Here is a 24,512-nt window from a genome sequence, read left to right as displayed (position 1 = left end):
GATAAACAGCCAAAAATAAAGTAACCCTTTGACCTCAAAAGGAGAGATTAATTCTAATAATCCGCCCCGCGCGCCAAAATCTCACGCTTGCCATTTTGCAATGGCGAGACAATTCCCTGTTCTTCCAGTTGATCCATAATATTCGCTGCACGGTTAAAGCCCACACGGAAACGACGTTGAATCGCAGAAATGGAGGTTGTGCCCGTGCTGACAACAAACTCGACCACTTCATCAAACAACTCATCGGTCTCACCCGAATTATCACCTAAGCGTTCTAAGGCATCTTCGTCTTCATTGCCGTCTAAAATGCCTTCAATATAATTCGGTTTGCCACGCGCTCTCCAATCGTCTGCGACACGGCTAACTTCATCATCAGTCATAAAGGCACCGTGAATACGGATTAATTCGGTAGAACCTTGCGGTGAATACAACATATCGCCCTTGCCCAACAAAGATTCCGCACCACCTGCATCGAGAATCGTACGTGAGTCAATTTTCGTTGCCACAGTAAAAGCAATACGGCTCGGCACATTGGCTTTGATTAAACCGGTAATGACATCCACAGAAGGACGTTGCGTTGCCAAAATCAAGTGAATCCCCACTGCACGGGCTTTTTGCGCCAAACGCGCAATCAGTTCTTCCACCTGTTTGCCGGCAACCATCATTAAATCGGCAAATTCATCCACAACGACTACAATATAACTCAGCTTCTCTAACGGAGGCGGAAGCTGATCCATAGAATCGCCCGGACGCCATAATGGATTTGGAATCGGCATTTTCAACGCATCATATTCATCGATTTTTTCATTAAACCCTTCAATGTTACGCACTCGTAAAGCAGACAATAATTGATAACGACGCTCCATTTCATCCACGCACCAACGCAACGCATTGGCGGCTTTTTTCATGTCGGTCACCACTTCCGTCAACAAATGTGGAATGTCGTTATAAATAGAAAGTTCGACAACTTTCGGGTCAATCATGATGAACTTGACCTCTTCCGGTTTCACGCGATAAAGCAAGCTTAAAATCATCGTATTCACGCCAACAGATTTTCCGGAACCGGTGGTTCCCGCCACCAATAAGTGAGGCATTTTTGCGAGATCCACAATCATTGGTTTACCACTAATATCTTTACCTAACGCCATGGAAAGCAACGCTTTGGCATTACGGAATTCATCGCTATCCAGCACATCGCGAAGCGGTACCATTTGACGATGATCATTCGGCGTTTCAATGCCGATATAAGGTTTACCTGGGATGACTTCCGCCACACGAATTGAGCGGAACATCAACGCGCGTGCCAAGTCTGTATCCAAACTGGTGACTTTGGCGGCTTTTACGCCTGGGTCTAACTCCAATTCATAACGGGTTACCACAGGCCCAACCAACACATCTTTTACTTTGGCTTTCACATTGAAATTGCGTAACTGTTGTTCAATACGTTGCGAGGTTTCCACAATTTCTTCTTGAGTAATATTTTGAGCTTTGCTTTGGTGACGCTCCAATAAATCCAAGCTCGGCAATGGTGTGGTCGGTTTTTCTACGTTAGCTTTATGCTGCTGAAATGCCGGATGAACAAGAGAATCACCATAAGGTTTATATTGTGGTGTAATGTGAGGTACGCCTGCTTCGACTTCTTCTGTGTCACTCACTGACGGAGTAACCACGGTTGTTTCATGATGAATTTGAGTCAGTTGTGACGTCTCTTCATGCGCATTCGCATGTGGCGATGCTAAAGACACCGTTGGCATTATTTCCCGTTCTGAAAAATCATGGGAAAAATCCACCGCACTTTGGATCTCAGTCTTTGGCTCAACAGGTACTTGTGTCAGTGGTAGAGCGTCTTGGGCAGGTGTAGCAATGGTCACATTCGGTAATACCTCTTGCTGCTCAAAGTCATAAGGAATGAACGTGTCAGAAGTATCACCCTCTTTTTCCACAGCAATAGTCATATTGTCGGAAGACACTGATGTCGTTTCTTCAGAGAGTCCGGTGATATGAAGCTGATGATTTGATTCCGTATTTGTTTCTGCTGAATTTTCTTCAGCCAAGCCTTTTGCCTGCGTCATTAGGCTTTCTTGAGAAACCAAAATAATTTCTTCTTTCGCTTCAGCAGGAGCATTTTCTTCTGCTTGCGGTTGCGTTTCTTCCGCTAGTGGCGTTTGCATGGTTAACCATTGATAGAAACGAAGCAACAGGCGAATAAACGAAGCACCGGAACACAAAATAAAGCCAGCGAGGGCAAAAATGCCCGCGAAGACAAGCAACCCAAATTTTCCGGCCGCTTCATAGAACGTTAAAGTGAGCCAGCCGCCTAACACGCCACCGGATAAATAATTTGCCGTGTTGTTAAAAGACAATGTGCAAATGACCGTTAACCCGCAAAGCAATAAAATAAAACCGAATGTCCGCAAACTAAATTTCGTCCATGTCAGCGAAGTCACTCGTTTAGTACGAATTAAATACGCGGGAATAAAACACAACATGAACGGAATAACATTCCCCACGTAACCGAAAAGTACAAAAAATAAATCTACAAACCATGCACCGAATGCGCCGGCTTTGTTGATAGTATCCGGTGCAAAACTGGAGGTCGCCCAAGAATTATCCAACGGTGTGTATCCCGACCAAGCAATGATCAGATAAAACCCGAAAAGTGCGGTCATACCTAGCAACAAATTTAATAAATAATATTTCGGGGAAAAATGTTCGGTAATACGTTTAATCATGCGTTACGACTTTATCTCTATTTCAACTGTAAAAAATTGGTTTGTTTGACTTCTTCCATTACCACATAAGTGCGGGTGTCATTTACGCCGGGCAACCGTAGTAAAGTGGTCCCCAGCAATTTACGGTACGCTGCCATATCCGCCACTCGGGTTTTCAATAAATAATCGAAATCACCGGAAACTAAATGGCATTCTTGAATTTCATCCAACTGTTGTACTGCCAAATTAAATTCTTCAAAGACATCGGGTTTACCGCGCACTAAAGTAATTTCTACGATCACTAACAATGGCGAATCTAATAATTCCGGATTCAGTAAGGCGCGATATCCCATAATCACCCCTTGTTTCTCCAAACGTTTTACACGTTCTAAACAAGGCGTTGGGGACAATCCCACTTTTTTTGACAAATCAATGTTGGAAATTTTGCCGTTGCGTTGTAATTCATTGAGTATTTTTATATCAATGGCATCTAAAGCTTTTGTTAATTTCTTTTCCATGTGTGACGTTCGTATGAATGAGAGAAAATAGTGATTAATTCTAGCTTATTTGACCCAATATTGCAGTAAGAAAGTAGAAAGCTCTCCAATATTCATTTAATACAAAATTTAATTTGTTTAACTCTATTTTGCATTCAATCAAAGAACAATGCAGATCTAAGTAAAAAGAGATTGTTTTCATTCCCTTTGCGTGTTCTAATGAGCACCCGCTAGACAATCACTTCAGTAAGTTAGTTATTTCGGTTCTTCCTCATTCAAGTTTTGAATTTGTGCTTTGAAGATTCAATTTATCCATCTCTATTTAAGTTAAATCGCTAGCAATTCGTGCTGAACATGAGCACACAATTTCATTATTTCAAATAAGGAAGACAACATGTCTAAATTAAACGGCACCGTAAAATGGTTCAATTCAACAAAAGGTTTCGGTTTTATCGCACCTGAAGATGGTTCTAAAGATGTTTTCGTACACTTCTCCGGCATCGTGGGCAATAATTTCCGTACTTTAAACGAGGGCGACCGTGTTGCTTTTAACGTACAAGATTCCCAACGCGGTCCGACAGCAGTTGACGTTGAAGTGATTTAAGAAACATTTCTACATAAAAATAGCCCTTCTCAAAAGGGCTATTTTTTATCTATCGTTTTTCATTCAGTCGCATTTTCAAAAGTGCGGTGCTTTTTTAAAGCGAATCTAAGATTCCCAGCGCATCAACTAATTTCTTCACTGTAAACACTTGCATGTTTTCCACCGCATGTTTTGGCTTATTCCCGAACGGGACAATCGCACGTTTAAAACCGTGTTTTGCTGCCTCACTAATACGTTCCTGCCCACTTGGTACAGGACGAATTTCACCGGCTAATCCCACCTCGCCAAACACCACAAGATCTTGCGGTAACGGACGATTGCGGAAGCTGGAAATCAGCGCCAGAAGCAAAGCCAAATCAGCACTGGTTTCGGTCACTTTGACGCCGCCAACGACATTCACAAACACATCTTGATCCGCCATTTGCAATCCCCCGTGGCGATGCAACACAGCCAGTAATAAAGCAAGACGGTTTTGTTCTAACCCCACAGCGACACGGCGTGGATTAGCGAGCATAGAATGATCCACTAGCGCTTGAATTTCCACCAGCAACGGGCGCGTACCTTCCCATAGCACCATCACTGAGCTACCGGGCGTTTGTTCATCACCGCGACTTAAAAAAATCGCCGATGGGTTTTTCACTTCACGCAAACCTTGTTCTGTCATGGCAAATACGCCTAACTCATTCACGGCACCAAAGCGGTTTTTGTGGCTACGCAGGGTACGGTAGCGGGAATCTGTTTCGCCTTCCAATAATAAGGAACAGTCAATGGCATGCTCTAACACCTTCGGCCCGGCAAGGGTACCATCTTTGGTGACATGCCCCACCATGATGATTGCCACTTGTCGAGTTTTTGCATAACGCGTTAAAAAAGAAGCACATTCACGCACCTGTGCCACACTGCCCGGTGACGATTGAATATCCGCCAAATGCATCACCTGAATAGAGTCAATGACGATAATTTGCGGTTTTAATTGATCCGCCAAATTACAAATCTGCTCGACGGAAGTTTCCGACAGCATATTCAGTTTTTCCGGCGGCAACCCGAGGCGTTTGGCACGCATGGCGACTTGTTGCAAAGATTCTTCACCGGTCACATAAAGTGCGGTCATTTTTTGCGACAAATAACACATCACCTGTAACAATAACGTACTTTTCCCCGCGCCCGGATGTCCCCCGATTAAAATCGCACTGCCCGGCACGACCCCGCCGCCCAGCACGCGATCCAGTTCATAAAAACCACTGCTAAAACGCGGGGTTTCTTGTAGGCTAATTTCACTTAACGTTTGAATTTTGGCGCGAGTCTCACCGGCATAGCCACTAAATCGATCCGCTTTATTATTCGGCGTAGAAACCAACCGCACTTCGGTAATGGTATTCCAAGCTTTACAGGCACCACACTGCCCTTGCCAACGGGAATATTCCGCGCCGCAATCGTTACAAACATAAGCCGTTTTTGTTTTCGCCATAGGGTTATCCGCCGATCGTTAACGTAATCAGGTGAAGCATGCGTTGTGCATATTGCGGCGTTTGAATAAGGTCGAGCAATTTATTCATCGCCAGCGCATTATCTTTCGTCTCACTGTGCAAACGAATGACGTCATGCAGTTTCGCCAAAACATCCGCGTTCGCTTCGGTTAAATCGTTCAACACATTTTCCTGTGCATAATGTTGATTCGCTGCCAGCTGTTCATTCAACGCTGCTTCTAACAAAGATTTATTATCTTCGTAATAATGATATAAATTGAAAAAAGCCCCTACCCGTTCTACAGTTTTAATAAAATCTGATGCAAAAAAATGAGCCCCTAAAGCCAATGTTTCTTCGACTAAAGACTGCTCATAAGCTAAAAGTGCGGTCAATTTTTCCGTTGTTTTTGGCATCCGTTTTTCCGAATACAAAAAGCCCCGCCACTGCTCAATCCACTCACTGGACTTCGTGGTTTTTCCTTGAGCTAACTGATATCCACGTTTTGCTTTGCTGAGAGAATAAAAATGTACCTTGTCTGCATAATGGGTTAAAAAATCAGCGACAAAGGCAAAAAATGGCCCCAATTCACCAGACTTCACTTCAAACTCAATTTCACGAATAGGCTGTTGTTTGTCACCTGCTATAACATTTCCCTGATCGAATGCCACTTCAATTTGACAATCGGGCGTATATTGAACCAGCCATTTTTGGCGTTCAAAGTCGGTGCTAAAAATCGGCTGTAAGGGCTCATCAACATTTTCTAATACAAGCCCGTGCTGACGGATTAACGCCGCTAAATTAGGTTCTGATGTCGGTAATTCCACGTTATATTCCGGGCGAACATGCAACCCACCGGATACTTTACCATCGGTTTTTAAGGTCAAGGTGTAATGGTCATCTTGCTGACGCACACGCAAGCCCATTTTCTGTTGAGTGAAATAGTTATCGGCAGTGTCGTAATAGGTATTGGCTAAAAAGGCTTTTTGCTGCTCAATAATGTGAAAATGATGTAGCAGGGTATTGAGCTGTTCCTCATGAATATCACCGACCGCTAATTTTAATTCGATTTCGTTTGCCATGATAAAATCCTTTAAGATCATAAAGTTTTGTATTTACTCTAAATTCACGGGTTTTATTATCCAATAAAAGCCTGATTTTTTCGATTAAAATCGTGAATTTTTCATTTACATCAGGTAATATGCGCGTGAATTATTAACCTTAATTAGGAGTCATCTTCATGGCAATGAATAATATCCTTGGATTATTTGCCCACTCCCCTTTAAAGCCGTTACAAAAACACTCCAATAAAGTCACTGAATGCTGTGAATTATTGGTTCCTTTCTTTGAAGCAATCTTCCGTGAAGACTGGAATGCTGCTGAACAATTCCGTTTAGATATTTCCGCACATGAGCGTCAAGCCGATGCATTAAAACGTGAGATCCGTTTGAAATTACCACGCGGTTTATTCATGCCAATTGAACGTACCGATTTATTAGAATTGGTCACACAACAAGACAAATTAGCGAATTACGCAAAGGACATCGCCGGTCGTATGGTTGGACGTCAATTTGGCATTCCACCGGAAATGCATGATGAATTTATGAGCTATGTGAGACGCAGCTTAGATGCTACCGAACAAGCCCATAAAGTGATCGAAGAAATGGATCAATTATTAGAAACCGGTTTCAAAGGTCGTGAATTAAACTTTGTTAATCAAATGATTAACGAGTTAGATATCATTGAAGATGATACCGATCAAATGCAAATCAAATTAAGAAAAATGCTTTATGAGGTTGAAGGTCGTTACAACCCAATCGATGTCATGTTCTTATATAAAATTATTGAATGGGTTGGCGTGCTTGCTGACCAAGCACAACGAGTCGGTTCACGCATTGAATTAATGCTGGCTCGCTCATAATTTCCATTTACTTAGGTATTTTTCAATGGAACTACTTCATCAATACGGCTCATTATTGATTTTCATTACAGCCGTTTTTGGCTTTTTTATGGCCTTTGGCGTAGGAGCCAACGATGTTTCAAATGCAATGGGAACATCCGTTGGCTCAGGAACAATCACAGCAAAACAAGCCATTATTATTGCAATGATTTTTGAAGCGGCAGGTGCTTATCTTGCCGGTGGCGAAGTCACCGAAACCATCAAAAGCGGCATTATCGACACCATGCAATTTGTTGCTGAGCCGGAAGTTCTGGTCTTTGGCATGATGTCAGCTTTATTCGCTTCAGGCGCATGGTTATTAATTGCCTCCCGTATGGGCTGGCCGGTATCCACAACTCACTCTATCGTCGGTGCGATCATCGGTTTCGCTTGCGTGACTGCAGGACCGCACTCTGTTGACTGGAGCAACATTAAAAATATTGTAGGTAGCTGGTTTATCACCCCCTTACTTGCCGGTTTACTCGCTTACGCTATTTTTATCAGCACACAAAAACTGATTTTCGATACAGAAAGCCCTTTTAGAAATGCACAAAAATACGGCCCTTACTACATGGGCATCACCATTTTTATTTTGTGTATCGTGACCTTAAACAAAGGGTTAAAACACGTTGGATTGAATTTAAGTAGCACAGAGAACTTACTGATTTCTTTTGCTATCGGCATTATTTCCATTATTTACAGCCACTTTTATTTCCGTAGCATCAAATTTAAATACAAAATGTTGGAAGGCGGCTCCTTCGGCGGCGTAGAAAAAGTCTTCAGTATTCTGATGTTGATGACCGCTTGCGCCATGGCATTTGCCCATGGTTCAAACGATGTAGCCAATGCGATTGGCCCACTTTCTGCGGTTGTTGCCATTATTGAAAGTGGCGGTCAGATTGTTAACAACGTTCCCCTTGCTTGGTGGATTCTACCTTTAGGCGCCGCAGGGATTGTTGTTGGTTTAATTGTTATGGGTTATAAAGTGATGGCAACCATCGGCACCGGCATTACGGATCTCACACCAAGCCGTGGTTTTGCAGCCCAGTTTGCTACCGCGACCACGGTGGTTATCGCCTCAGGTACCGGATTACCGATTTCCACTACGCAAACCCTTGTTGGTGCGGTGTTAGGTATCGGTTTTGCGCGCGGTATCGCGGCCATTAACTTAAACGTTATTCGTAATATTGTTGTTTCTTGGGTGGTTACGCTACCGGCCGGTGCGTTCTTCGCTATTATTATTTATTACCTCTTAACAACTATTTTCCATTAATCCTGTCTGAAAAGTGCGGTCAATATTTACATTAAAATTTCACCGCACTTTTCGTTTTTTTATAAAGGATTTCCCTATGCAAAAAGCTTTATCTACACTGCTTGCACTATTTTGCTTCACCGTTGGCATGTCTGCCGCACAAGGAGAAACAAAATACGTCACAGAAAACCTCTCCACGTTTTTACGCAAAGGCGCCGGTGAACAATTTAAAATTGCCGGCACCATTCAAGCAGGCGAAGCCGTTACCGTATTAGATAAAAAAGATCGTTACACGCTGGTTCGCGACAGTAAAAACCGTGAAGCCTGGATTTTAAGCAGTGAACTCAGTACTAACGCCAGTAGCAAAGATGAAAATCCGAGATTAAAAAATCAAATTCAAGAGTTGAGTCTAAAACTCAATCGTTTAGACGGAGATTGGCAAAAACGCACCGTAGAAATGCAACGTCGTACCAAACAGGCGGAGCAACAAAGCAGCGAATTATTGGAACAAAACTCCCAACTAAAACGGGAATTGGAAATGACCAAAAATAAAAATCGTGATTTAGAAGCCATGTTAGATGCCGGCAAACGCGAAATTGCCATTCAATGGTTTATCTACGGCGGTTCGGTACTGGGCGTGGGATTGGTTCTCGGCTTAGTATTACCGTTTATTATGCCTAAACGCCGTCGTCGCGATAGTTGGTCATAATGGCGGAAAAATTTCACGTCTATTTAGTCGGAGGCGCAGTTCGCGATCAGCTCCTCAACCTTCCCGTCAAAGATCGGGATTGGGTGATTGTGGGCGCCACGCCACAAGATTTGCTGAATCAAGGCTATCAACAAGTCGGTAAAGATTTCCCGGTTTTTCTCCATCCACAAAACAAAGAAGAGTATGCTTTGGCGCGTACTGAACGCAAAGCGGGCAACGGTTATACCGGCTTTATTTGCGATTTTTCTGCTGACATCACGTTAGAACAAGATTTAGTTCGTCGCGATCTTACCATTAACGCTATTGCGCAAGATTTAGCCGGCAATTTATACGATCCATATCATGGCGTGGAAGATCTAGAAAAACGTGTTTTGCGCCATGTTTCCCCCGCATTTTCGGAAGATCCTTTACGCGTTTTGCGGGTCGCCCGTTTTGCTGCTCGCTATCATTACTTAGGCTTCAACATCGCTGATGAAACTCTACAATTAATGACCGCACTTAGTGCGCAAGGCGAGCTGCAACATCTGACAGCCGAGCGCGTTTGGGCTGAAACTGAAAAAGCCTTAAATGAAAAAAATCCTGAAATTTACTTTGAAACCTTACGTCAAGTTGGTGCACTCAAAGTGCTCTTTCCCGAATTGGATGCCCTTTATGGCGTGCCAAATCCGGCAAAATATCATCCGGAAATCGACAGCTTCGTGCATACGATGATGGTATTACAACAAGCAACTCTGCTTTCAGAACAGGTCGATTGCCATAAAAGTGCGGTCCGTTTTGCCGCCATTTGTCATGATTTAGGCAAAGCCTGTACCCCAAAACAAAACTGGCCCCATCACCACGGCCACGAAAAATTAGGCGTTGTACCGACAAAAAGCCTGTGTAAACGTTTAAAAGTACCAACATATTATCAACAACTGGCAGAACTCACCTGCGAATATCATTCACATGTTCACAAAGTGTTTGAGCTACGCCCGGAAACCATTGTAAAACTGTTTAATACTTTTGATGTATGGCGTAAGCCATTGCGTTTTATGGAGTTTCTTCTTGTTTGTTTTGCCGATACACGAGGCCGTAAAGGATTTGAACACATTCAATACCCTCAACAGGAATTTGCCATCGCCTTGTATCAAGCCGCATTAAAAGTAGATATTCAATCTATTATTGCTGCCGGTTTTGAAAACAAAGCCATTCGTGATCAACTTAATCGCGGACGTATTTTTGCCGTCAAACAAAAACGCCAAGAAATCCTACCGCACTTTAAACCCTAAACCGGCGTTGAATGCTTTACGCCATAAAAATCGAGCCGTAAAATCAGCGTTATTTTTTATCAAACAGGTCATGTATGAAAACCATTAAATTTTCTCTTTGGATTCTCTTCGCCGGACTGTTATTGTGCGGCTGTACCGTCGATCAGCAACGCCCTACCGATGTAAAATACATCGAAAAAACAGATCCCACATGGCAACAGCATTTAAAACAGTTACAACAAATCAAAAGTTACCAAGCTTTAGGCCAACTGGGCTATATCAGCACGAAAGAACGTTTCTCTACCCGTTTTGACTGGCAATACCAAAATCAACAAAATTACACGTTGAAACTTTATTCCACGCTCAGCAGCGAAACCCTGCAAATTCAAATGCACCCACAAGGCATGACGATTTCCGACAATAAAGGTCGTCAACGTTCTGCAGCCGATGCAAAAATGTTACTCAGAGAAATTATCGGCATGGATTTCCCATTGGATGAATTTGTCTTTTGGCTAAAAGGCCAACCGAAAGATAACAGCGACTATTTAGTGGCGGAAAATCATTTCCTCGGTTCTTTTACTCATCTCGTTGACGGCAAAACATGGACGGCAGATTATTTGTCCTATCACCTCAATCGACAGCCACCAATGCCGGAAAATATCTTGCTGAAAACCGAAGGGCAAACCCTGAAGATTCGTGTGGATGAATGGAACTTAAAATGAAAACATACCAATTTTCCACCGCACTTTTAGTGCCAGAAAGCTTAAATAATGAAGCCGGCCTGCGTTTCCCTTGCCCGGCGAAATTAAATCTGTTCTTGTATATCAACGGAAAACGCCCGGATGGTTATCACGAATTACAAACGCTGTTTCAATTTGTGGATTTTGGCGATTGGCTATCGATTAAGGTAAGAAATGACGGCAAAATCAATTTAATTTCGCCAATCGCTGATTTGGCACCTGAAGATAATTTGATTTATCGTGCGGCACATTTATTACAACAAAAAACCGGTTGCTCACTCGGCGCAGACTTGCAATTAGATAAAATTCTGCCTATCGGTGGGGGCGTGGGTGGCGGCTCCTCTAACGCGGCAACGGCTCTCGTTGCCTTAAATCATTTATGGCAAACCCATTTAGACACCGAGCAACTTGCCGCTCTTGGTTTAAGCTTAGGTGCAGATGTTCCCATTTTCGTGCATGGCAAAGCCGCATTTGCCGAAGGCGTAGGCGAAAAAATCACCTATTGCGAACCACCGGAGAAGTGGTATCTCGTGATCAAGCCAAATGTGTCTATTTCTACCGCCGTGGTTTTTTCCTCACCCGATTTGCCGCGAAATACCCCGAAAAAATCACTACAACAATTATTGTCCGAAGAATATGTAAACGATTGCGAAAAAGTTGTACGAGATCACTATTCAGAGGTTGAAGAAATACTGAACTGGTTGGTAGAATATGCTCCAGCAAGATTAACAGGAACCGGCGCTTGTGTTTTTGCGGAATTTGACGATGAAAGATCCGCGCGATCCGTGCTCGACGACATGCCAAAAGCGTATTTTGGATTTGTCGCCAAAGGATTAAACGTTTCACCGTTACGCACGATGTTGAAACAGCTTAAAAGTGAAAACCCGGTTTCTCCGTTAACCCCCTAATTTTATCATCTAACACCTGAGGTCAAACTTACAATGCCAGATATTAAACTCTTCGCCGGTAACGCTACACCGGAACTCGCCAAACGCATTTCAATATGCTTAAAAACGAAATTAAGCGATGCAACCGTTGGTCGTTTCAGCGATGGTGAAGTACAAGTGCAAATCAATGAAAATGTTCGCGGTAGCGATGTATTTATCATTCAATCAACCTGCGCACCAACAAATGACAACTTAATGGAATTATTGGTTATGGTTGATGCATTACGTCGCGCTTCTGCCGGTCGTATTACTGCCGTAATCCCTTATTTCGGTTACGCCCGCCAAGACCGCCGTGTTCGTTCTGCTCGTGTACCGATTACAGCAAAAGTCGTGGCAGACTTCTTATCCGGCGTTGGCGTTGACCGTGTGTTAACCTGCGATTTACACGCAGAACAAATCCAAGGTTTCTTTGATGTGCCGGTAGATAACGTATTCGGTTCCCCGGTGTTAATCGATGACATTTTGAAAAAAACCGACTTAGTGAATCCAATCGTTGTGTCTCCGGATATCGGTGGTGTCGTACGTGCCCGTGCTGTGGCTAAATTATTAAATGACACCGACATGGCGATTATCGACAAACGCCGTCCACGTGCTAACGTTTCTCAAGTAATGCACATCATTGGTGATGTAGCAGATCGTGATTGTATCTTAGTTGATGACATGATCGACACCGGCGGCACCTTATGCAAAGCGGCTGAAGCCTTAAAAGAACGTGGTGCTAAACGCGTCTTCGCTTACGCTACACATGCGGTATTCTCAGGTTCTGCCGCGAAAAACCTTGCCAGCGATGCGTTAGATGAAGTTGTCGTAACAGACACCATTCCGTTGACGGACGAAATTATCGCATTAGGTAAAGTTCGCTCATTAACATTATCCAAAATGCTTGCAGAAGCGATTCGCCGTATCAGCAACGAAGAATCCATCTCTGCAATGTTTGATGAATAAGCGAAAATACATATAAAATCAACCGCACTTTAAATGACAAAAGGCTTAGAAAACTAAGCCTTTTGTTTTTTTATATCAAATCAATATTCCCACTTTTAATTATTGGTTTCCTTGTTTCGCCACCTTAAATCTGCCTTCCCTATGCTATAATTACAACCATATTTTTGACACATAGAGGTATCGCATGAAAAAACTTATTTTAGTCTTTACGGCAATTTTAACCATCACCGCCTGTTCTCAGCCAAAAGATATTTATTTTAATGGCTCCGAAGGTTCTCACTCCGGTTTAAAATTCGATAAAAATACTAAAACACTGGGTATTAATAATTAATCCCCAAACCCTATCTCAAATCTCAAAGTGCGGTAGAAAATTTACCTATTTTTTCGACCGCACTTTCATTTCCTTAACGGGTGATTTTCACTGTCACATTAATGGTTGTCCGATAGCCGGCTTCATCAACAACCGTTATTTGATAGGTGCCGATGCCTGCCGGTTTCCATAAAAATGTTTCGTCTGCTCTGCTCTCACCTAAATACGCGTTATTCACAAACCAATAAAGATGCTGAACCTCGCCTGAGGTCGTGGCAATTAACGGAATATGGTCTTCTACGCTATTCGCATTAATAAAATAAGTCCGATTTTCCAGTGGTGAGGTAATTTTCAGCGGATTATGCGTAATCTGTTGTAAAGACTGAGTTTGCTGTTCATAAGGGCATTCGGCATTGACCATCGGGCTACGTTTCATGATTCCGGCTTGAGCAAACAATTTTTGATAGTCACTGCTCCAGATCTCATAAATTTTTTGTTCCGTTTCCTCTATCGGATCTGTTGCACAAGCTAAAACATCCGTGCCTTTACGTACGCGTAACTGCTGATAGATATTGCTTACTTGAATCGGCGATTTACCAGGAATAAACAGGGTATTGGTGAGTTGTTGACAGTATTTATTCGGTAAGTTGCCGTCAGCGGCACATACCGGTACATCTTTTAAAGTTAACTTTTCACGACTAAGTGGATCTTGCATCGTCGGAGATTGCGCAATAATAGCATCTGCTAGCTGTAAAAATAACGGTGCCGCCAGGCGACGCCCGATAAAGTGCGGGTTGCTTTTATTGTTAAAATTGCCAAACCACACGACCAACGTGTAATTGCCGAAGTAGCCGGCTGTCCAAGCATCGCGCAATCCGTTAGACGTGCCGGTTTTCCAATAAATTGGTAACTTGGTTTTGATGGCTTTGTTATAAATATCGGTGCGAATATTTTGCGCTAAAATGTCACCCAACATATAACTGCTTTCCGGGCTTAATAGCGAGACACGTTGTTCCGCTGAAATCTCTTTCAGGGATTGCAACGGTTGCCATTTTCCCCCATTGGCAAGGGCAGTATATAAACCGGCCAGCTGTTGCATGGAAAGCTCTGCACCGCCTAACACCAACGACAAGCCATAATGGGCTTTTTCCTTCGGCAAAACAATTTCCGCTTGTTTCAGCAAATCGTAAAGATCAGGATATTTCAGACGTTGTGCCATCTCGACGGCAGGAATATTGCGGCTTTGCAATAACGCCTGCGTCACGCTGACCGGTCCGAGAAAATTACCTTCATAATTCTCCGGTTGATAATCGGCAAAATTCGTCGGCAAATCTTTTAATATCGTTTTAGGATGGGCTAGCCCTTGATCAAAGGCTAAGCCATAAATAAACGGTTTCAAGGTCGAACCATAAGAACGTTTTGCCAATGTGCCGTTAATTTGCCCGCTGATTTGCGGATTAAAATAATCAGCGGAACCTACCAAGGCTTTAATTTGCATGGTGCGATTATCCACCAACAATACCGCCAGATTATTCACGCCATAGGTTTTTTGTTGTTGCAAATAGCGTTGGCTGATTCGCTCAACCAAACGTTGTAAGCCGCTGTTTAAACTGGTGATAAGACGCCCATTTTTAGCCTCCTCTTTTTCCGCATATTGTTGCAACACTTGGTCGGTAAAGTGCGGTGCGAAAAAAGGAAGTTTTTCAATGGGGCGTAAAGGATAATTTAATTTGAAATGGGATTGCCATTGGCGATCTTGCGGACGACTTTCCATCCAACGGGCATACAGTTTATTACGCGCATTGAACAGTTGCGGATTCAGTTGCTGATTATTCTGTTGAATGTAGCCGTTTGGATTTTTTGGCAAAATCGCTAAGGTCATGGCTTCCGCTAAATTCAAGTTTTTGTTGGCTCGGTTAAAATAAATCAGGCTTGCCGTCCCGGCACCTTCAATGTTCCGACCATAAGGCGCAAAGTTGAAATAGGCCTCTAAAATATCCTGTTTGGAATATTGCAATTCTAATTGAACGGCACGGAAAATTTGCTCGATTTTCCCGTGGATAGTGCGGCTGTCAATATTCCATAGAATCCGCGCCAATTGCATGGTGATGGTAGAACCGCCCTGCGCTGAGCCACCTAAAAGATAGGTTTGTGCCGCGCCACGCAACAAACCGTAAGGGTTCACCCCAAAATGGTAATAAAACCATTCATCTTCCTGAAAAAGCACGGCATCCACTAATTGTGGCGAGAGTTCTTCTAATGGCGTCCAAAGACGATATTTCTGATCTTTTGCTGTGGTTAGGCGTAATAAATTCTGCTGTTCGTCATACACGGCAACAGAATAGGGAAAGCGTTGCTTCAAGGGTTCATGAGGTAAAAAATGAACCACTACGGCCGTAAGCAGTAAACCGCATAAAACAACATACAAGCATTGACGAAATTTCTGTGACATAACCATCAAACATGATTAAAAACAAAAAGTGCGGTAGATTTTCAATGTGTTTTATCGCCAAAACACCTCCGCCCTTTTTACTTAACTTACGAATTAAATTCCTTTTCTACCTATGACAAAAAGAGACCTGCTTCATAATTGACTAACAAACCACCCACAATTAACCAAAGGTAAACCAAAGTGCCGAGGATCAGCGGTTTAAAACCCGCCTGTTTAATGGCGCCGATATGTGTTGTTAACCCCAAGGCCGCCATCGCAGAAACAAGCAGAAATGTATCAAGCTCAACCAAACTTTTTACTAGCGTTTGCGGCAACAAATTAAACGAATTGAACACCGCAACAGCAATAAACCAAAGAGCAAACCAGGGAATAGTAATTTTCCGTTGTTCTCCTGCTTGCGCCTCTTTAGTCAACAGCCAAGACAGCCCCAATAAGAAAGGGGCCAACATCATGACCCGAATCATTTTCGTGATCACCGCTGTATCTGCGACAACAGGGCTAATGTTGCCGCCAATGGCATAAACCTGCGCCACTTCATGCACGCTGGAGCCCACATAAATACCGAATTGGTGTGGTGTCATTAATGTGGTGGCCCAAGGATAAAAAAGCGGATACAAAAAAATGGACAGCGTGCCGAAGATCACCACCACCGCAATCGCCACCGACACTTTATGTGATTCTGCCTTTGTCACGGGTGCAGCCGCCATTACCGCAGCCGCCCCACAAATACTACAACCGGAAGCCGTGAGATAAACAAGCTGTTTATCTATTTTGAGATACCGAATGCCAATAAAACAGGTCAGCAAAAAAGTGGAAAGTAACATCAGGGCATCGGTCAGAATTGCGTTTATTCCCACGTCAGTAATATCTTGCAAGGTGAGTCGAAAACCATACAACACGATCCCAGCACGTAAAACCGGCCCTTTAGCAAATAAAACGCCTTTTTCAATATGGCTTTCATAACGTTTATAAACACTATTACCAAAGAGCATCCCCAGCAAAATGGCAATAATGAGCGCGCTAAAATGCGCCTGCTGAGCAAATGGTGTTTGACTTATTTGTTGTGCAATAAATGCTAAAAACGCCACACAAATAAGCCCGAAATAGAATGATCGATTTTTCATTTGGTTTGTCATGAAAGGGAAATGAGGCTTCATTATACGCTGAGAACAGCGAAAAATGGAGTTGATTCTGACCGCACTTTAGGCTTGTAAACCGTTAACAATAAAAAACTCTCCATCAAACGAGGGAGAGTTTTTTATTTTTTAAGCGATTATTGAATCACTTCAATATCCCCTTTCGCAGCAGATTGCGCATTAACCGCACGGTTATACATGTTTTCTGCATAAGCTTGTGGAATTTTGAATTTACCCACGTTCACTGCTTTTAATTGATATTGAATGACGGTGGTGGTCTCACCCACGGAACCGTAGCTCAACATACGGTCTTCACGCAAATCACGGTGTACCCAGTTAAAACGTTGTTGAGTTTCCTCTTGGGCGCTCATGTCACCATTCCCCGTTACTACTTCAAATCCAGCCGGATAAAGGTCGGTAATCACCATGTTGTCTTGCACATTTTGCAATGAACGCACATTGACTTGTACGTTAATGATGTCGCCAAGTTTCACAGAAGACACCGGTTTTCCGTCTTTATCTAAGTAAGTGCGGTCGATTTCCACGCCGTTTTTAATCGCCTCAGCAGACGGCTGTTGTACATAGCCGGATTGGCTAATGGCATACCAGGCTCTTTGCGTACTTTGGTTAACAAAGTTAAGTGCAGCTTTGTCTGCATTGATATTGGCTAACACAAAAGAACCTTGTACACCGCCGATATTTTGACCTTCTTGCTGAATATGTAATTTTTCAAGTTGGTCAGGGTATTGCTTACCGTAAGCCTCTAAGGCTAAAAGCACCATTGCGGAAGACAAGCTGTTATAACGGTCGTCGTTTAAATCTTGCACAATGCCTTCAAACAATCCGTTAGATAATAGCGCTGCCTGTTTCGGGAAATGACGTGACAACACATACAACACCGAACTTTTCTCAATCAACGGATCTAAATAATCGCGATAGAACCATTCGCTTTTCGCCTGCGGATGAGCAAAGTTTGCCATTAGATTGTTCATCAGCGTGTTTGCATCCTCGTCCTGTTTCACCAACTGATAGGCACCAGCCAACCAAGCCGCGGCTAAATCAGATTGCCATTCTTCCGCTTTGAAATGACGCTCCAATAAACTACGGATAGACATTAAGCTGTCGCTTGGCACTTGACCTAAACGCGCCAATAAGTACGTCGCATAAGCGCGTTGACGCAGCATGGCTAAATTATCTTCACTTTCCGGACGACTTAAACGTTCTAATGCCGCAATTGTTTGATTAAACAAGCCGTTTGGTGCAATCCATGCTGCCGGTAATTGCACGTTGTGCTCTTGCGCTTCAATGAGGAAATGCGCCACATAAGCCGTTAAGAAGGCATCATCTTCATCTAAACCGGACCATACGCCAAAGCCTTCGTTCTCAGTTTGGCGTGCCGGTAATAAATTAAAGACACGATTCAAATTATTGTGTAACTGCTGTTTAGTGGCTTCAATAGCTTGCTTGTCGCCCGCTTGTGATAAAACGCCAAGTAAACTTTGATACTCAGGATTATTCGCCAATAACAGATTAGGCATTGCCGCACTAATAATTTGCTCCGTACAGAAGTTGTCATAGTTGCCTAAATAACTTGTGATACCTTTCGCTAAGACTAACGGAGCGGAAGAGATCAGCGCGTATTGCTCACGGCGTTGTGGGAACAACAGATTCGGTAATTCGCCTTGTACCTGTTGATTTGCCGCCACATCACCCACTTTGATGAATTGCTGTTTCGCCGTCAGTGGACGCACGGAAATACCGTATTTGCGTTCAACCTGTGCCGGTTGTTGCAGTTCATCTAAGTAAGCCGCGGTGAAATATAAAATACCGCTACCAAGCAAATCAGTTGCTTTTAATTGGAAATCCACCACGCCTTCACTCATCGGAGCTAATACAATGGAGGTTTGCGCATTGCTTAATACTTGGAACTGCGGTGCAACATTGAGCTGAACAAGCACATTTTGTTTACTCTTCGTATTATTCGAAACGGTCAAACTGACTTTACTTTCATCATTCGGTGCCAAGGTTATCGGTGCACTTGGCGATAAAATCATGTCGTCACGCACCAAAGTTTCCGCTTGTGCGATATTCATTTGTGAACCGTCATTTGTTACGGCAACCGCCATGACTTTCAAATTACCATTAAAGCCCGATGGAATTTGGTAAGTTACCGTTTTGCTTCCGTCCACATCCACAATATTTGACCAGAACACCGCCGGTTTATCGGTTTTACGTTTAAATGGATTGGTATTCGCCGCCAAGGCTTTTTCCAACATTGCCATTTCTTCCGAGTCACCACCGGTTTGTGCAAACTGCAATACTTTACGAAATTCCGGCAAAATCAAATCCAAAATCTGCAAGGTTTCCACTTGAAGGGCATATTTCGGGAAGAAAAACTTCAACGGATCTTCTTGTTTATGACCAGCCACTTGCAAGATGCCTTCATTTACCGCATAAATTACTGCTTTACTTGGTTTATCGGAAGATAACGTAAACTGCACTTTATCACCGGACTTCACTTGCTGCGGTACATTTAACGTCACATTCAAACGATGGTTATCCACATTGACGCTAAACGGCGCAACGCCATAACTTAGCGGACTGGTGAAAATATCATCGGATTGCATATCACGAGAGAATTGCACGTTAATATAACCACTTCCCTCAAAATTCTCAGGAATTCTGATTTTTTGTACAGAACGGTTAGTCGTGGATTTAAACCATTGATGGGCATATACACGATCACGTTCAATGGTGATTAATCCACTCCCCGCATAAGGTGCATTAATTGCCACCTCGATTTCTTCACCCGGCATAAATTGTTTTTTGTTCAAGTTCAATTTAAGTTCGGTGTTTTTATCCATGGCGACAGAGACGTTGCTGTTGCCAATCACCGTATAAGGTATGCGATTGACGGTTTCACCGTATTGGTTATTAATGACCAATACAAAATCACCACTATGCTCGGTATTCAAAACAAAATCAGACCCGCTTTGATCGATATCCAACGGTTTTTCATCAATTTGATTTTCCACCAGTTTAGATTCGTACTTATAAGCACCGGAGCGTTGTTCGGTCAGCACGGAAACATATTTACGTTCCATTAAGACCGCACTTAGCCCTTGCACGGAAATTTTTTGCAGACTTGGATTAATCGCAATTAAGTTCACCTGGCTTACGCCGTTTTCTCTTAAATAACTCAAGTCTTGCGCACTGCTGTAGCCCACTAACCAAGGTTGCGCAGAAACCAACACCGATTGCACTTTAGATACGCCACGACCGCTGTTATTTTCATAGCCGTCCGCCGTGAAATACAACATCTGTACGGTATTTTCCGCTTCTTGCGCTAAATTCAAGGCAAAAACGGCATCACCGTTATTATCCGTGGTTTGATCCTGTAATTCGGTTTCCAACAAAATCGCATTTTTATTGCGTTGATTATCATAGAACTGATAGTTCTTGTATTCAGGAAAGCTCGGGAAGAGAGAATGCAACATGATGTTTGCACTCACTCGGCGTTTTTGCGCCGGCGTACCAAATAAATTCGTTAAATGGATGGTCGCCTTTAAATCCTGCGGAGAAACCCAACCGGCTTGTTGGCTACGATTAAACATCGTATTGATTTTCAACGTATCCGGTTCAAATTCCTGCACTTGGAACGTCATAGAGCCAACATCAATTTGTTCTTGCTGTTGACCAATAGAAATATGTGCCGTCCATTCACCGGTTTCTGCATTTTCCGACAACGGATAAGTCAAATCATTAAAACCACTTTCACTCACTCGGATCGTTTTTTGCCATTGTGTTTTACCGGACGGTGACGTGATTTCTAAAGTGAGTGGCACATTTGCCAAGGATTTTTTCCAATCCAACGCCTTGCTGATCATGCCGATATACACGGACTCACCCGGACGATAAATACCTCGATCATTAAACAAGAAGGTCTTAATGGCGTTTTGTTCCGGCGAAATTTCCTGACCGCGAATATCAAAACGGGAGAAATCTAAAGTGCGGTCTGATTTATCAATAGGTAAGAAAGACTGATCTTGCCCGCGTGTCACCAAATACATAACCGGCTCAAGTTCTTGCTTGAAGTTTTCTAAAGACGGAAGCTGAGCCACCCCGAGTTTGTTAGTAAATTGGCTGGCAATCACTGTGTTATTGCGAGAAATCACTTTCACTAACGCATTTGATACCGGCGCCCCACTGGCAATGGATTGCACGAAAACAGATTGCGTACCATCCGCAGCTTTTTTCGCAATAATGCCTAAATCCGTCAACACGATTAAACGGTAATCACTGGTTTGCGAATCCGGATCGGAATTCCAATAATAATAGCCATCTTCATCTTTGCTATCTTTTAAATTATCGCCATCAGATTCACTGCCAGAAGAGACCGCACTTGCTTTCACCCAAAAGATCCCTTGTTTTGGCAAACCTTTTTGCGATAAATCTACACTGAGATAATCTGATTTACGTGGATTATCGTTAGCTACGGTAAGGGTTTCCGTTTTAAACGTAGCAATATCATCAAATTTCAAATTGCCTAAATCCGGTTTTTGGAAGCTGTTGCTATTTAAATTTGCCACATGACGAAGTTGCTCAGCCTGTACGCGGCCAATATCCAGTTGCACACTGTCAGCGTTACGTACAGCAAGGGTTAATTTGCCGTCGCCATATTGAGACAATAAAGAACCTTTGCCCACAAAGCCGACATAGGTCGGGTAATTTGGCGCACATTCTAAGCTGCCAATCGGTTTTTTCAGTTGATAACCGCCCAAGGCAGTGAATTTATTATTCAGTTGCAAATAAAGGCAACGGCCTTCCGGAATATCAAAACGAAAAGATTGTTGCGCCGAGTAAGGATGTTCGCTTGGAATTAATTCCGGTTGAACGCGTTCGCCACGTCTAACAGCCGCTTCCGTTAATTTTTCCGATTCCCAACTTTGTCCTTCAGGTAATGCCGGTAATAAGATCGCAATAAGATTCTCGGCAATGTCTTTGCCTTTCACGCCATAGTTGAAATTAAAGGTTAGAACCTGTTCTGCTTCATTTTGCTGATTGTTAATAACCTTAAAACTATTATCCTCGTTTTGCAGACTGTATTTCGTCGGCACTGGCACGAGCTTAGTGATGTCTTTATCTAAGGTATTCACACCGGTCTTCGCACGCAACGTTTGGCTAATTTTGGTTTGCACAAATTGATTCGGTTGGGTCGATAAAGACAGGTCATCCGAGCTGATCCACGCTTCCAATTTATTGTCGGAATAACGAATCTTAAATTTCAACGGATTAATCAAATTGAGCGATTGATCCTGATTTTTGCGAACTAAATTTACTTCAACCGCACTTTCTAATGCCTTCGGATCAACCGGATTGGAAAACACCAAATGCGTTAACGCATGACGAACATGAAAGACATTCGGATCCTGATAAAAGTCCGCATCGGAGTCGACAACACTAAAAGGCTGGGTTTTTACAGAATGAGGCGTGGTGACCGATTTCGCATAGGTTAACCCTGGGTTTAATGCCGTTTTATCTAACGTGATTTTATATTCTTGCCCTGTTGGCCAATCCTGTGCGGGCGTAAAACTCAGTAAATTATCACTCGACCAAACCCATCTCCCTTCAAGGGCAGGTTCCATTTTAATGCCTTGCGTGATCTCAGTTTTCAGTTTATCAATCGGTGCGGCGGCGCCATTAAATTCAATGTTCAGTGGATAAACGGTATTTGATGTCCCCTCTTCCCCGTAATAAGTTGGTTCAATGGGATTAAATTTCACATGAACCGCATTGTTTTCATTTCCCTTTTGCTGCTGATACCAATAACTGCCACCACCGGCTGCTATGGCTAATACGAGTGCACCAAGCACTGAAAATTTGGTTTTGTCTTGCATCAGATGCTCCCTTGATTAACTTTAAAATTGACGCTGTTATTTACCATTATCATTAATTCGTTCCGCCTACTGTAATTTGATCGATTTTCAATGCCGGTTGCCCTACGCCCACCGGCACGCTTTGTCCTTCTTTACCGCAAGTACCGACACCATGATCCAATGCCACTTCATCAGCAACCATGGACACATTTTGCATCACTTCAATACCGCTGCCGATTAACGTTGCGCCCTTCACCGGCTTGGTGATTTTACCTTTTTCGATCAAATAAGCCTCTGAAGTAGAAAACACGAATTTGCCGGAGGTAATATCCACTTGGCCGCCACCAAAGTGCGGTGCAAAAATGCCGTGTTCTACGGACGCCACCAAATCCTCAAATTTATCTTTACCCGCCAGCATATAAGTATTGGTCATGCGTGGCATTGGCAAATGGGCATAGGATTCACGACGTCCATTGCCTGTCGGTTGCACGCCCATCAAACGGGCATTCATTTTATCTTGCATGTATTTCTGCAAAATACCGTCTTTAATCAATATGTTATATTGACCTGGCACGCCCTCGTCATCCACGCTGACCGAGCCTCGGCGATCCATTAAAGTGCCGTCATCCACGATCGTGCATAAAGGCGATGTGACTAATTCACCGATTTTACCGGTAAATAAGGAGCTTTCTTTACGATTAAAATCGCCTTCCAAGCCGTGCCCTACTGCTTCGTGTAATAACACGCCAGGCCAACCTGCGCCCAACACCACCGGCATCAATCCTGCCGGTGCCGCCACCGCGCCTAAATTCACCAATGCTTGACGCACCGATTCTTTCGCAAAATAGACCGCTCTTTGTTCGCCTTGATAGCTTTCAAAGAACCATTCCAAACCGAAACGACCGCCTGCGCCCGCACTGCCACGCTCACGCTTACCGTCTTGTTCTACCAACACGGAAACCGATAAACGAATGAGTGGGCGAATATCTGCCGCCAAAGTGCCGTCAGTGGCTGCCACCAACATTTCTTCATACACCATGCTCAAGCCGGCATTCACCTGCACCACTCGCGGGTCTTCCGCGCGGGCAGTTTTGTCCACTAAGCGCAATAATTCAATTTTTTGCTCTTGGCTTAAACTGTATAGCGGATTAATTGGCTGATAACGCAACGGTGCGTCCACCGGATTAAATCTCACCGGCAGAATAAAATTACACTGAGAAGGTTGCGCAATACCACGCACTGCCTGTGCGCATTGTTGCAAATTGGCTAAATTAATTTGGTCAGAATAGGCAAAACCGGTTTTCTCACCGCTTACCGCACGCACGCCCACGCCGCGATCAATATGAAATCCGCCTTCTTTAATAATCCCGTCTTCCAATACCCAGTTTTCATCCTGACTTAGCTGAAAATATAAATCGCCATAATCCACGTTGCGTTGCGCTAACGTATCAAATACGTTGGATAAATCGGATAAAACCAAATGACTTTGAGTTAATAAAGACTCGGTAACTTGTTTTAACATGAAATATTTACTTACATCGAAAAATAGATTGATAAAAAATGCGCAAATTATAGCGAATTCGCGCTCTCGGGGAAAGGCTAATCACTTTTTGATATGATTGGTGTAGATCTGTTTTTCACCAGAACAGCCGGATTACCTTCTTTGTAGTATGGCTCATTTTT

17 protein-coding genes are annotated in these 24,512 nt (G+C 43.3%); 9 read left to right on the top strand and 8 right to left on the bottom strand.

Going from position 1 to position 24,512, the window contains the following annotated elements; translation table 11 throughout:
* Positions 1-53 precede the first annotated feature (53 nt).
* Together DQN58_RS05410 and lrp are read right to left on the bottom strand one after the other, a co-directional pair.
* The gene (locus tag DQN58_RS05410) at positions 54-2,732 is read right to left on the bottom strand and encodes a DNA translocase FtsK (RefSeq protein ID WP_006717521.1); all 2,679 of its coding nucleotides are present in this window, start codon (positions 2,730-2,732) and stop codon (positions 54-56) included.
* Between the two features lie 17 nt (positions 2,733-2,749).
* Positions 2,750-3,229: a leucine-responsive transcriptional regulator Lrp gene (gene lrp, locus DQN58_RS05405; protein WP_006717519.1), complete on the bottom strand. Its 480-nt coding sequence runs from the start codon at positions 3,227-3,229 to the stop codon at positions 2,750-2,752.
* A gap of 373 nt (positions 3,230-3,602) precedes the next feature.
* Here lrp and cspE point away from each other — a divergent pair, with 373 nt between their 5' ends.
* Complete coding sequence (gene cspE, locus DQN58_RS05400; RefSeq protein WP_006717517.1) at positions 3,603-3,812, top strand: transcription antiterminator/RNA stability regulator CspE; 210 nt, start codon at positions 3,603-3,605, stop codon at positions 3,810-3,812.
* A 94-nt stretch (positions 3,813-3,906) separates the two neighbouring features.
* On the opposite strand, the gene radA is transcribed toward cspE, so the two are convergent.
* Both radA and DQN58_RS05390 read right to left on the bottom strand, forming a co-directional pair.
* A complete protein-coding gene (radA, locus tag DQN58_RS05395) occupies positions 3,907-5,280 on the bottom strand; it encodes a DNA repair protein RadA (RefSeq protein WP_006717515.1) in 1,374 nt (457 codons plus the stop codon).
* 4 nt (positions 5,281-5,284) lie between these two features.
* Positions 5,285-6,358: a CYTH domain-containing protein gene (locus DQN58_RS05390; RefSeq protein ID WP_032997798.1), complete on the bottom strand. Its 1,074-nt coding sequence runs from the start codon at positions 6,356-6,358 to the stop codon at positions 5,285-5,287.
* Between the two features lie 158 nt (positions 6,359-6,516).
* Here DQN58_RS05390 and DQN58_RS05385 point away from each other — a divergent pair, with 158 nt between their 5' ends.
* From DQN58_RS05385 to DQN58_RS09910, 8 genes are all read left to right on the top strand, one after another.
* On the top strand, positions 6,517-7,197 hold the full coding sequence (locus DQN58_RS05385; protein WP_006717512.1) for a TIGR00153 family protein: 681 nt from the start codon (positions 6,517-6,519) through the stop codon (positions 7,195-7,197).
* Between the two features lie 25 nt (positions 7,198-7,222).
* Positions 7,223-8,488 carry an inorganic phosphate transporter gene (locus DQN58_RS05380; RefSeq protein ID WP_006717510.1) on the top strand — a complete coding sequence of 422 codons (1,266 nt, stop codon included), beginning with the start codon at positions 7,223-7,225 and terminating at the stop codon, positions 8,486-8,488.
* A gap of 76 nt (positions 8,489-8,564) precedes the next feature.
* A complete protein-coding gene (locus tag DQN58_RS05375; protein WP_006717508.1) occupies positions 8,565-9,176 on the top strand; it encodes a TIGR04211 family SH3 domain-containing protein in 612 nt (203 codons plus the stop codon).
* Positions 9,176-10,444, top strand: coding sequence for a multifunctional CCA addition/repair protein (locus tag DQN58_RS05370; RefSeq protein ID WP_006717505.1), 1,269 nt, complete (start codon positions 9,176-9,178; stop codon positions 10,442-10,444). Before DQN58_RS05375 ends, DQN58_RS05370 begins: the two co-directional genes overlap by 1 nt.
* 74 nt (positions 10,445-10,518) lie before the next feature.
* Positions 10,519-11,145 (top strand): lipoprotein insertase outer membrane protein LolB, encoded by a 627-nt coding sequence (gene lolB, locus DQN58_RS05365; RefSeq protein WP_006717504.1) that lies wholly within the window; start codon positions 10,519-10,521, stop codon positions 11,143-11,145.
* Positions 11,142-12,071: a 4-(cytidine 5'-diphospho)-2-C-methyl-D-erythritol kinase gene (gene ispE, locus DQN58_RS05360; protein ID WP_032997796.1), complete on the top strand. Its 930-nt coding sequence runs from the start codon at positions 11,142-11,144 to the stop codon at positions 12,069-12,071. Before lolB ends, ispE begins: the two co-directional genes overlap by 4 nt.
* Positions 12,072-12,104: 33 nt before the next feature.
* Complete coding sequence (locus DQN58_RS05355) at positions 12,105-13,055, top strand: ribose-phosphate pyrophosphokinase (protein ID WP_006717500.1); 951 nt, start codon at positions 12,105-12,107, stop codon at positions 13,053-13,055.
* A 184-nt stretch (positions 13,056-13,239) separates the two neighbouring features.
* The gene (locus DQN58_RS09910; RefSeq protein WP_006717498.1) at positions 13,240-13,386 is read left to right on the top strand and encodes a putative periplasmic lipoprotein; all 147 of its coding nucleotides are present in this window, start codon (positions 13,240-13,242) and stop codon (positions 13,384-13,386) included.
* Positions 13,387-13,459: 73 nt separating this feature from the next.
* Here DQN58_RS09910 and pbpC read toward each other — a convergent pair whose 3' ends face one another.
* The 4 genes from pbpC to tldD all read right to left on the bottom strand — a co-directional run bounded on the left by pbpC (position 13,460) and on the right by tldD (position 24,351).
* Positions 13,460-15,817 (bottom strand): penicillin-binding protein 1C, encoded by a 2,358-nt coding sequence (pbpC, locus tag DQN58_RS05350; RefSeq protein ID WP_032998099.1) that lies wholly within the window; start codon positions 15,815-15,817, stop codon positions 13,460-13,462.
* Positions 15,818-15,927: 110 nt separating this feature from the next.
* Positions 15,928-16,941: a YeiH family putative sulfate export transporter gene (locus tag DQN58_RS05345; protein WP_032998097.1), complete on the bottom strand. Its 1,014-nt coding sequence runs from the start codon at positions 16,939-16,941 to the stop codon at positions 15,928-15,930.
* A gap of 149 nt (positions 16,942-17,090) precedes the next feature.
* Positions 17,091-22,850, bottom strand: coding sequence for an alpha-2-macroglobulin family protein (locus tag DQN58_RS05340; RefSeq protein ID WP_006717492.1), 5,760 nt, complete (start codon positions 22,848-22,850; stop codon positions 17,091-17,093).
* Between the two features lie 52 nt (positions 22,851-22,902).
* On the bottom strand, positions 22,903-24,351 hold the full coding sequence (gene tldD, locus DQN58_RS05335; protein WP_006717490.1) for a metalloprotease TldD: 1,449 nt from the start codon (positions 24,349-24,351) through the stop codon (positions 22,903-22,905).
* Positions 24,352-24,512 lie beyond the last annotated feature (161 nt).

Source organism: Aggregatibacter segnis ATCC 33393, assembly GCF_900476035.1.
Classification (GTDB): Bacteria; Pseudomonadota; Gammaproteobacteria; order Enterobacterales; family Pasteurellaceae; genus Aggregatibacter; species Aggregatibacter segnis.
Note: the sequence above shows the minus strand (reverse complement) of the source record. Positions and strands in the feature narration are given on the sequence as shown.

What these genes read in the sequence shown, in the direction of transcription:
- DQN58_RS05390 (WP_032997798.1), bottom strand. Translation starts at nt 6,358, where the DNA reads ATGGCAAACGAAATCGAATTAAAATTAGCGGTCGGTGATATTCATGAG.
- DQN58_RS09910 (WP_006717498.1), top strand. Translation starts at nt 13,240, where the DNA reads ATGAAAAAACTTATTTTAGTCTTTACGGCAATTTTAACCATCACCGCC.
- DQN58_RS05340 (WP_006717492.1), bottom strand. Translation starts at nt 22,850, where the DNA reads ATGCAAGACAAAACCAAATTTTCAGTGCTTGGTGCACTCGTATTAGCC.
- DQN58_RS05380 (WP_006717510.1), top strand. Translation starts at nt 7,223, where the DNA reads ATGGAACTACTTCATCAATACGGCTCATTATTGATTTTCATTACAGCC.
- DQN58_RS05385 (WP_006717512.1), top strand. Translation starts at nt 6,517, where the DNA reads ATGGCAATGAATAATATCCTTGGATTATTTGCCCACTCCCCTTTAAAG.
- DQN58_RS05355 (WP_006717500.1), top strand. Translation starts at nt 12,105, where the DNA reads ATGCCAGATATTAAACTCTTCGCCGGTAACGCTACACCGGAACTCGCC.
- DQN58_RS05375 (WP_006717508.1), top strand. Translation starts at nt 8,565, where the DNA reads ATGCAAAAAGCTTTATCTACACTGCTTGCACTATTTTGCTTCACCGTT.
- tldD (WP_006717490.1), bottom strand. Translation starts at nt 24,351, where the DNA reads ATGTTAAAACAAGTTACCGAGTCTTTATTAACTCAAAGTCATTTGGTT.
- lrp (WP_006717519.1), bottom strand. Translation starts at nt 3,229, where the DNA reads ATGGAAAAGAAATTAACAAAAGCTTTAGATGCCATTGATATAAAAATA.
- DQN58_RS05370 (WP_006717505.1), top strand. Translation starts at nt 9,176, where the DNA reads ATGGCGGAAAAATTTCACGTCTATTTAGTCGGAGGCGCAGTTCGCGAT.
- lolB (WP_006717504.1), top strand. Translation starts at nt 10,519, where the DNA reads ATGAAAACCATTAAATTTTCTCTTTGGATTCTCTTCGCCGGACTGTTA.
- DQN58_RS05345 (WP_032998097.1), bottom strand. Translation starts at nt 16,941, where the DNA reads ATGAAAAATCGATCATTCTATTTCGGGCTTATTTGTGTGGCGTTTTTA.
- radA (WP_006717515.1), bottom strand. Translation starts at nt 5,280, where the DNA reads ATGGCGAAAACAAAAACGGCTTATGTTTGTAACGATTGCGGCGCGGAA.
- DQN58_RS05410 (WP_006717521.1), bottom strand. Translation starts at nt 2,732, where the DNA reads ATGATTAAACGTATTACCGAACATTTTTCCCCGAAATATTATTTATTA.
- ispE (WP_032997796.1), top strand. Translation starts at nt 11,142, where the DNA reads ATGAAAACATACCAATTTTCCACCGCACTTTTAGTGCCAGAAAGCTTA.
- cspE (WP_006717517.1), top strand. Translation starts at nt 3,603, where the DNA reads ATGTCTAAATTAAACGGCACCGTAAAATGGTTCAATTCAACAAAAGGT.
- pbpC (WP_032998099.1), bottom strand. Translation starts at nt 15,817, where the DNA reads ATGTCACAGAAATTTCGTCAATGCTTGTATGTTGTTTTATGCGGTTTA.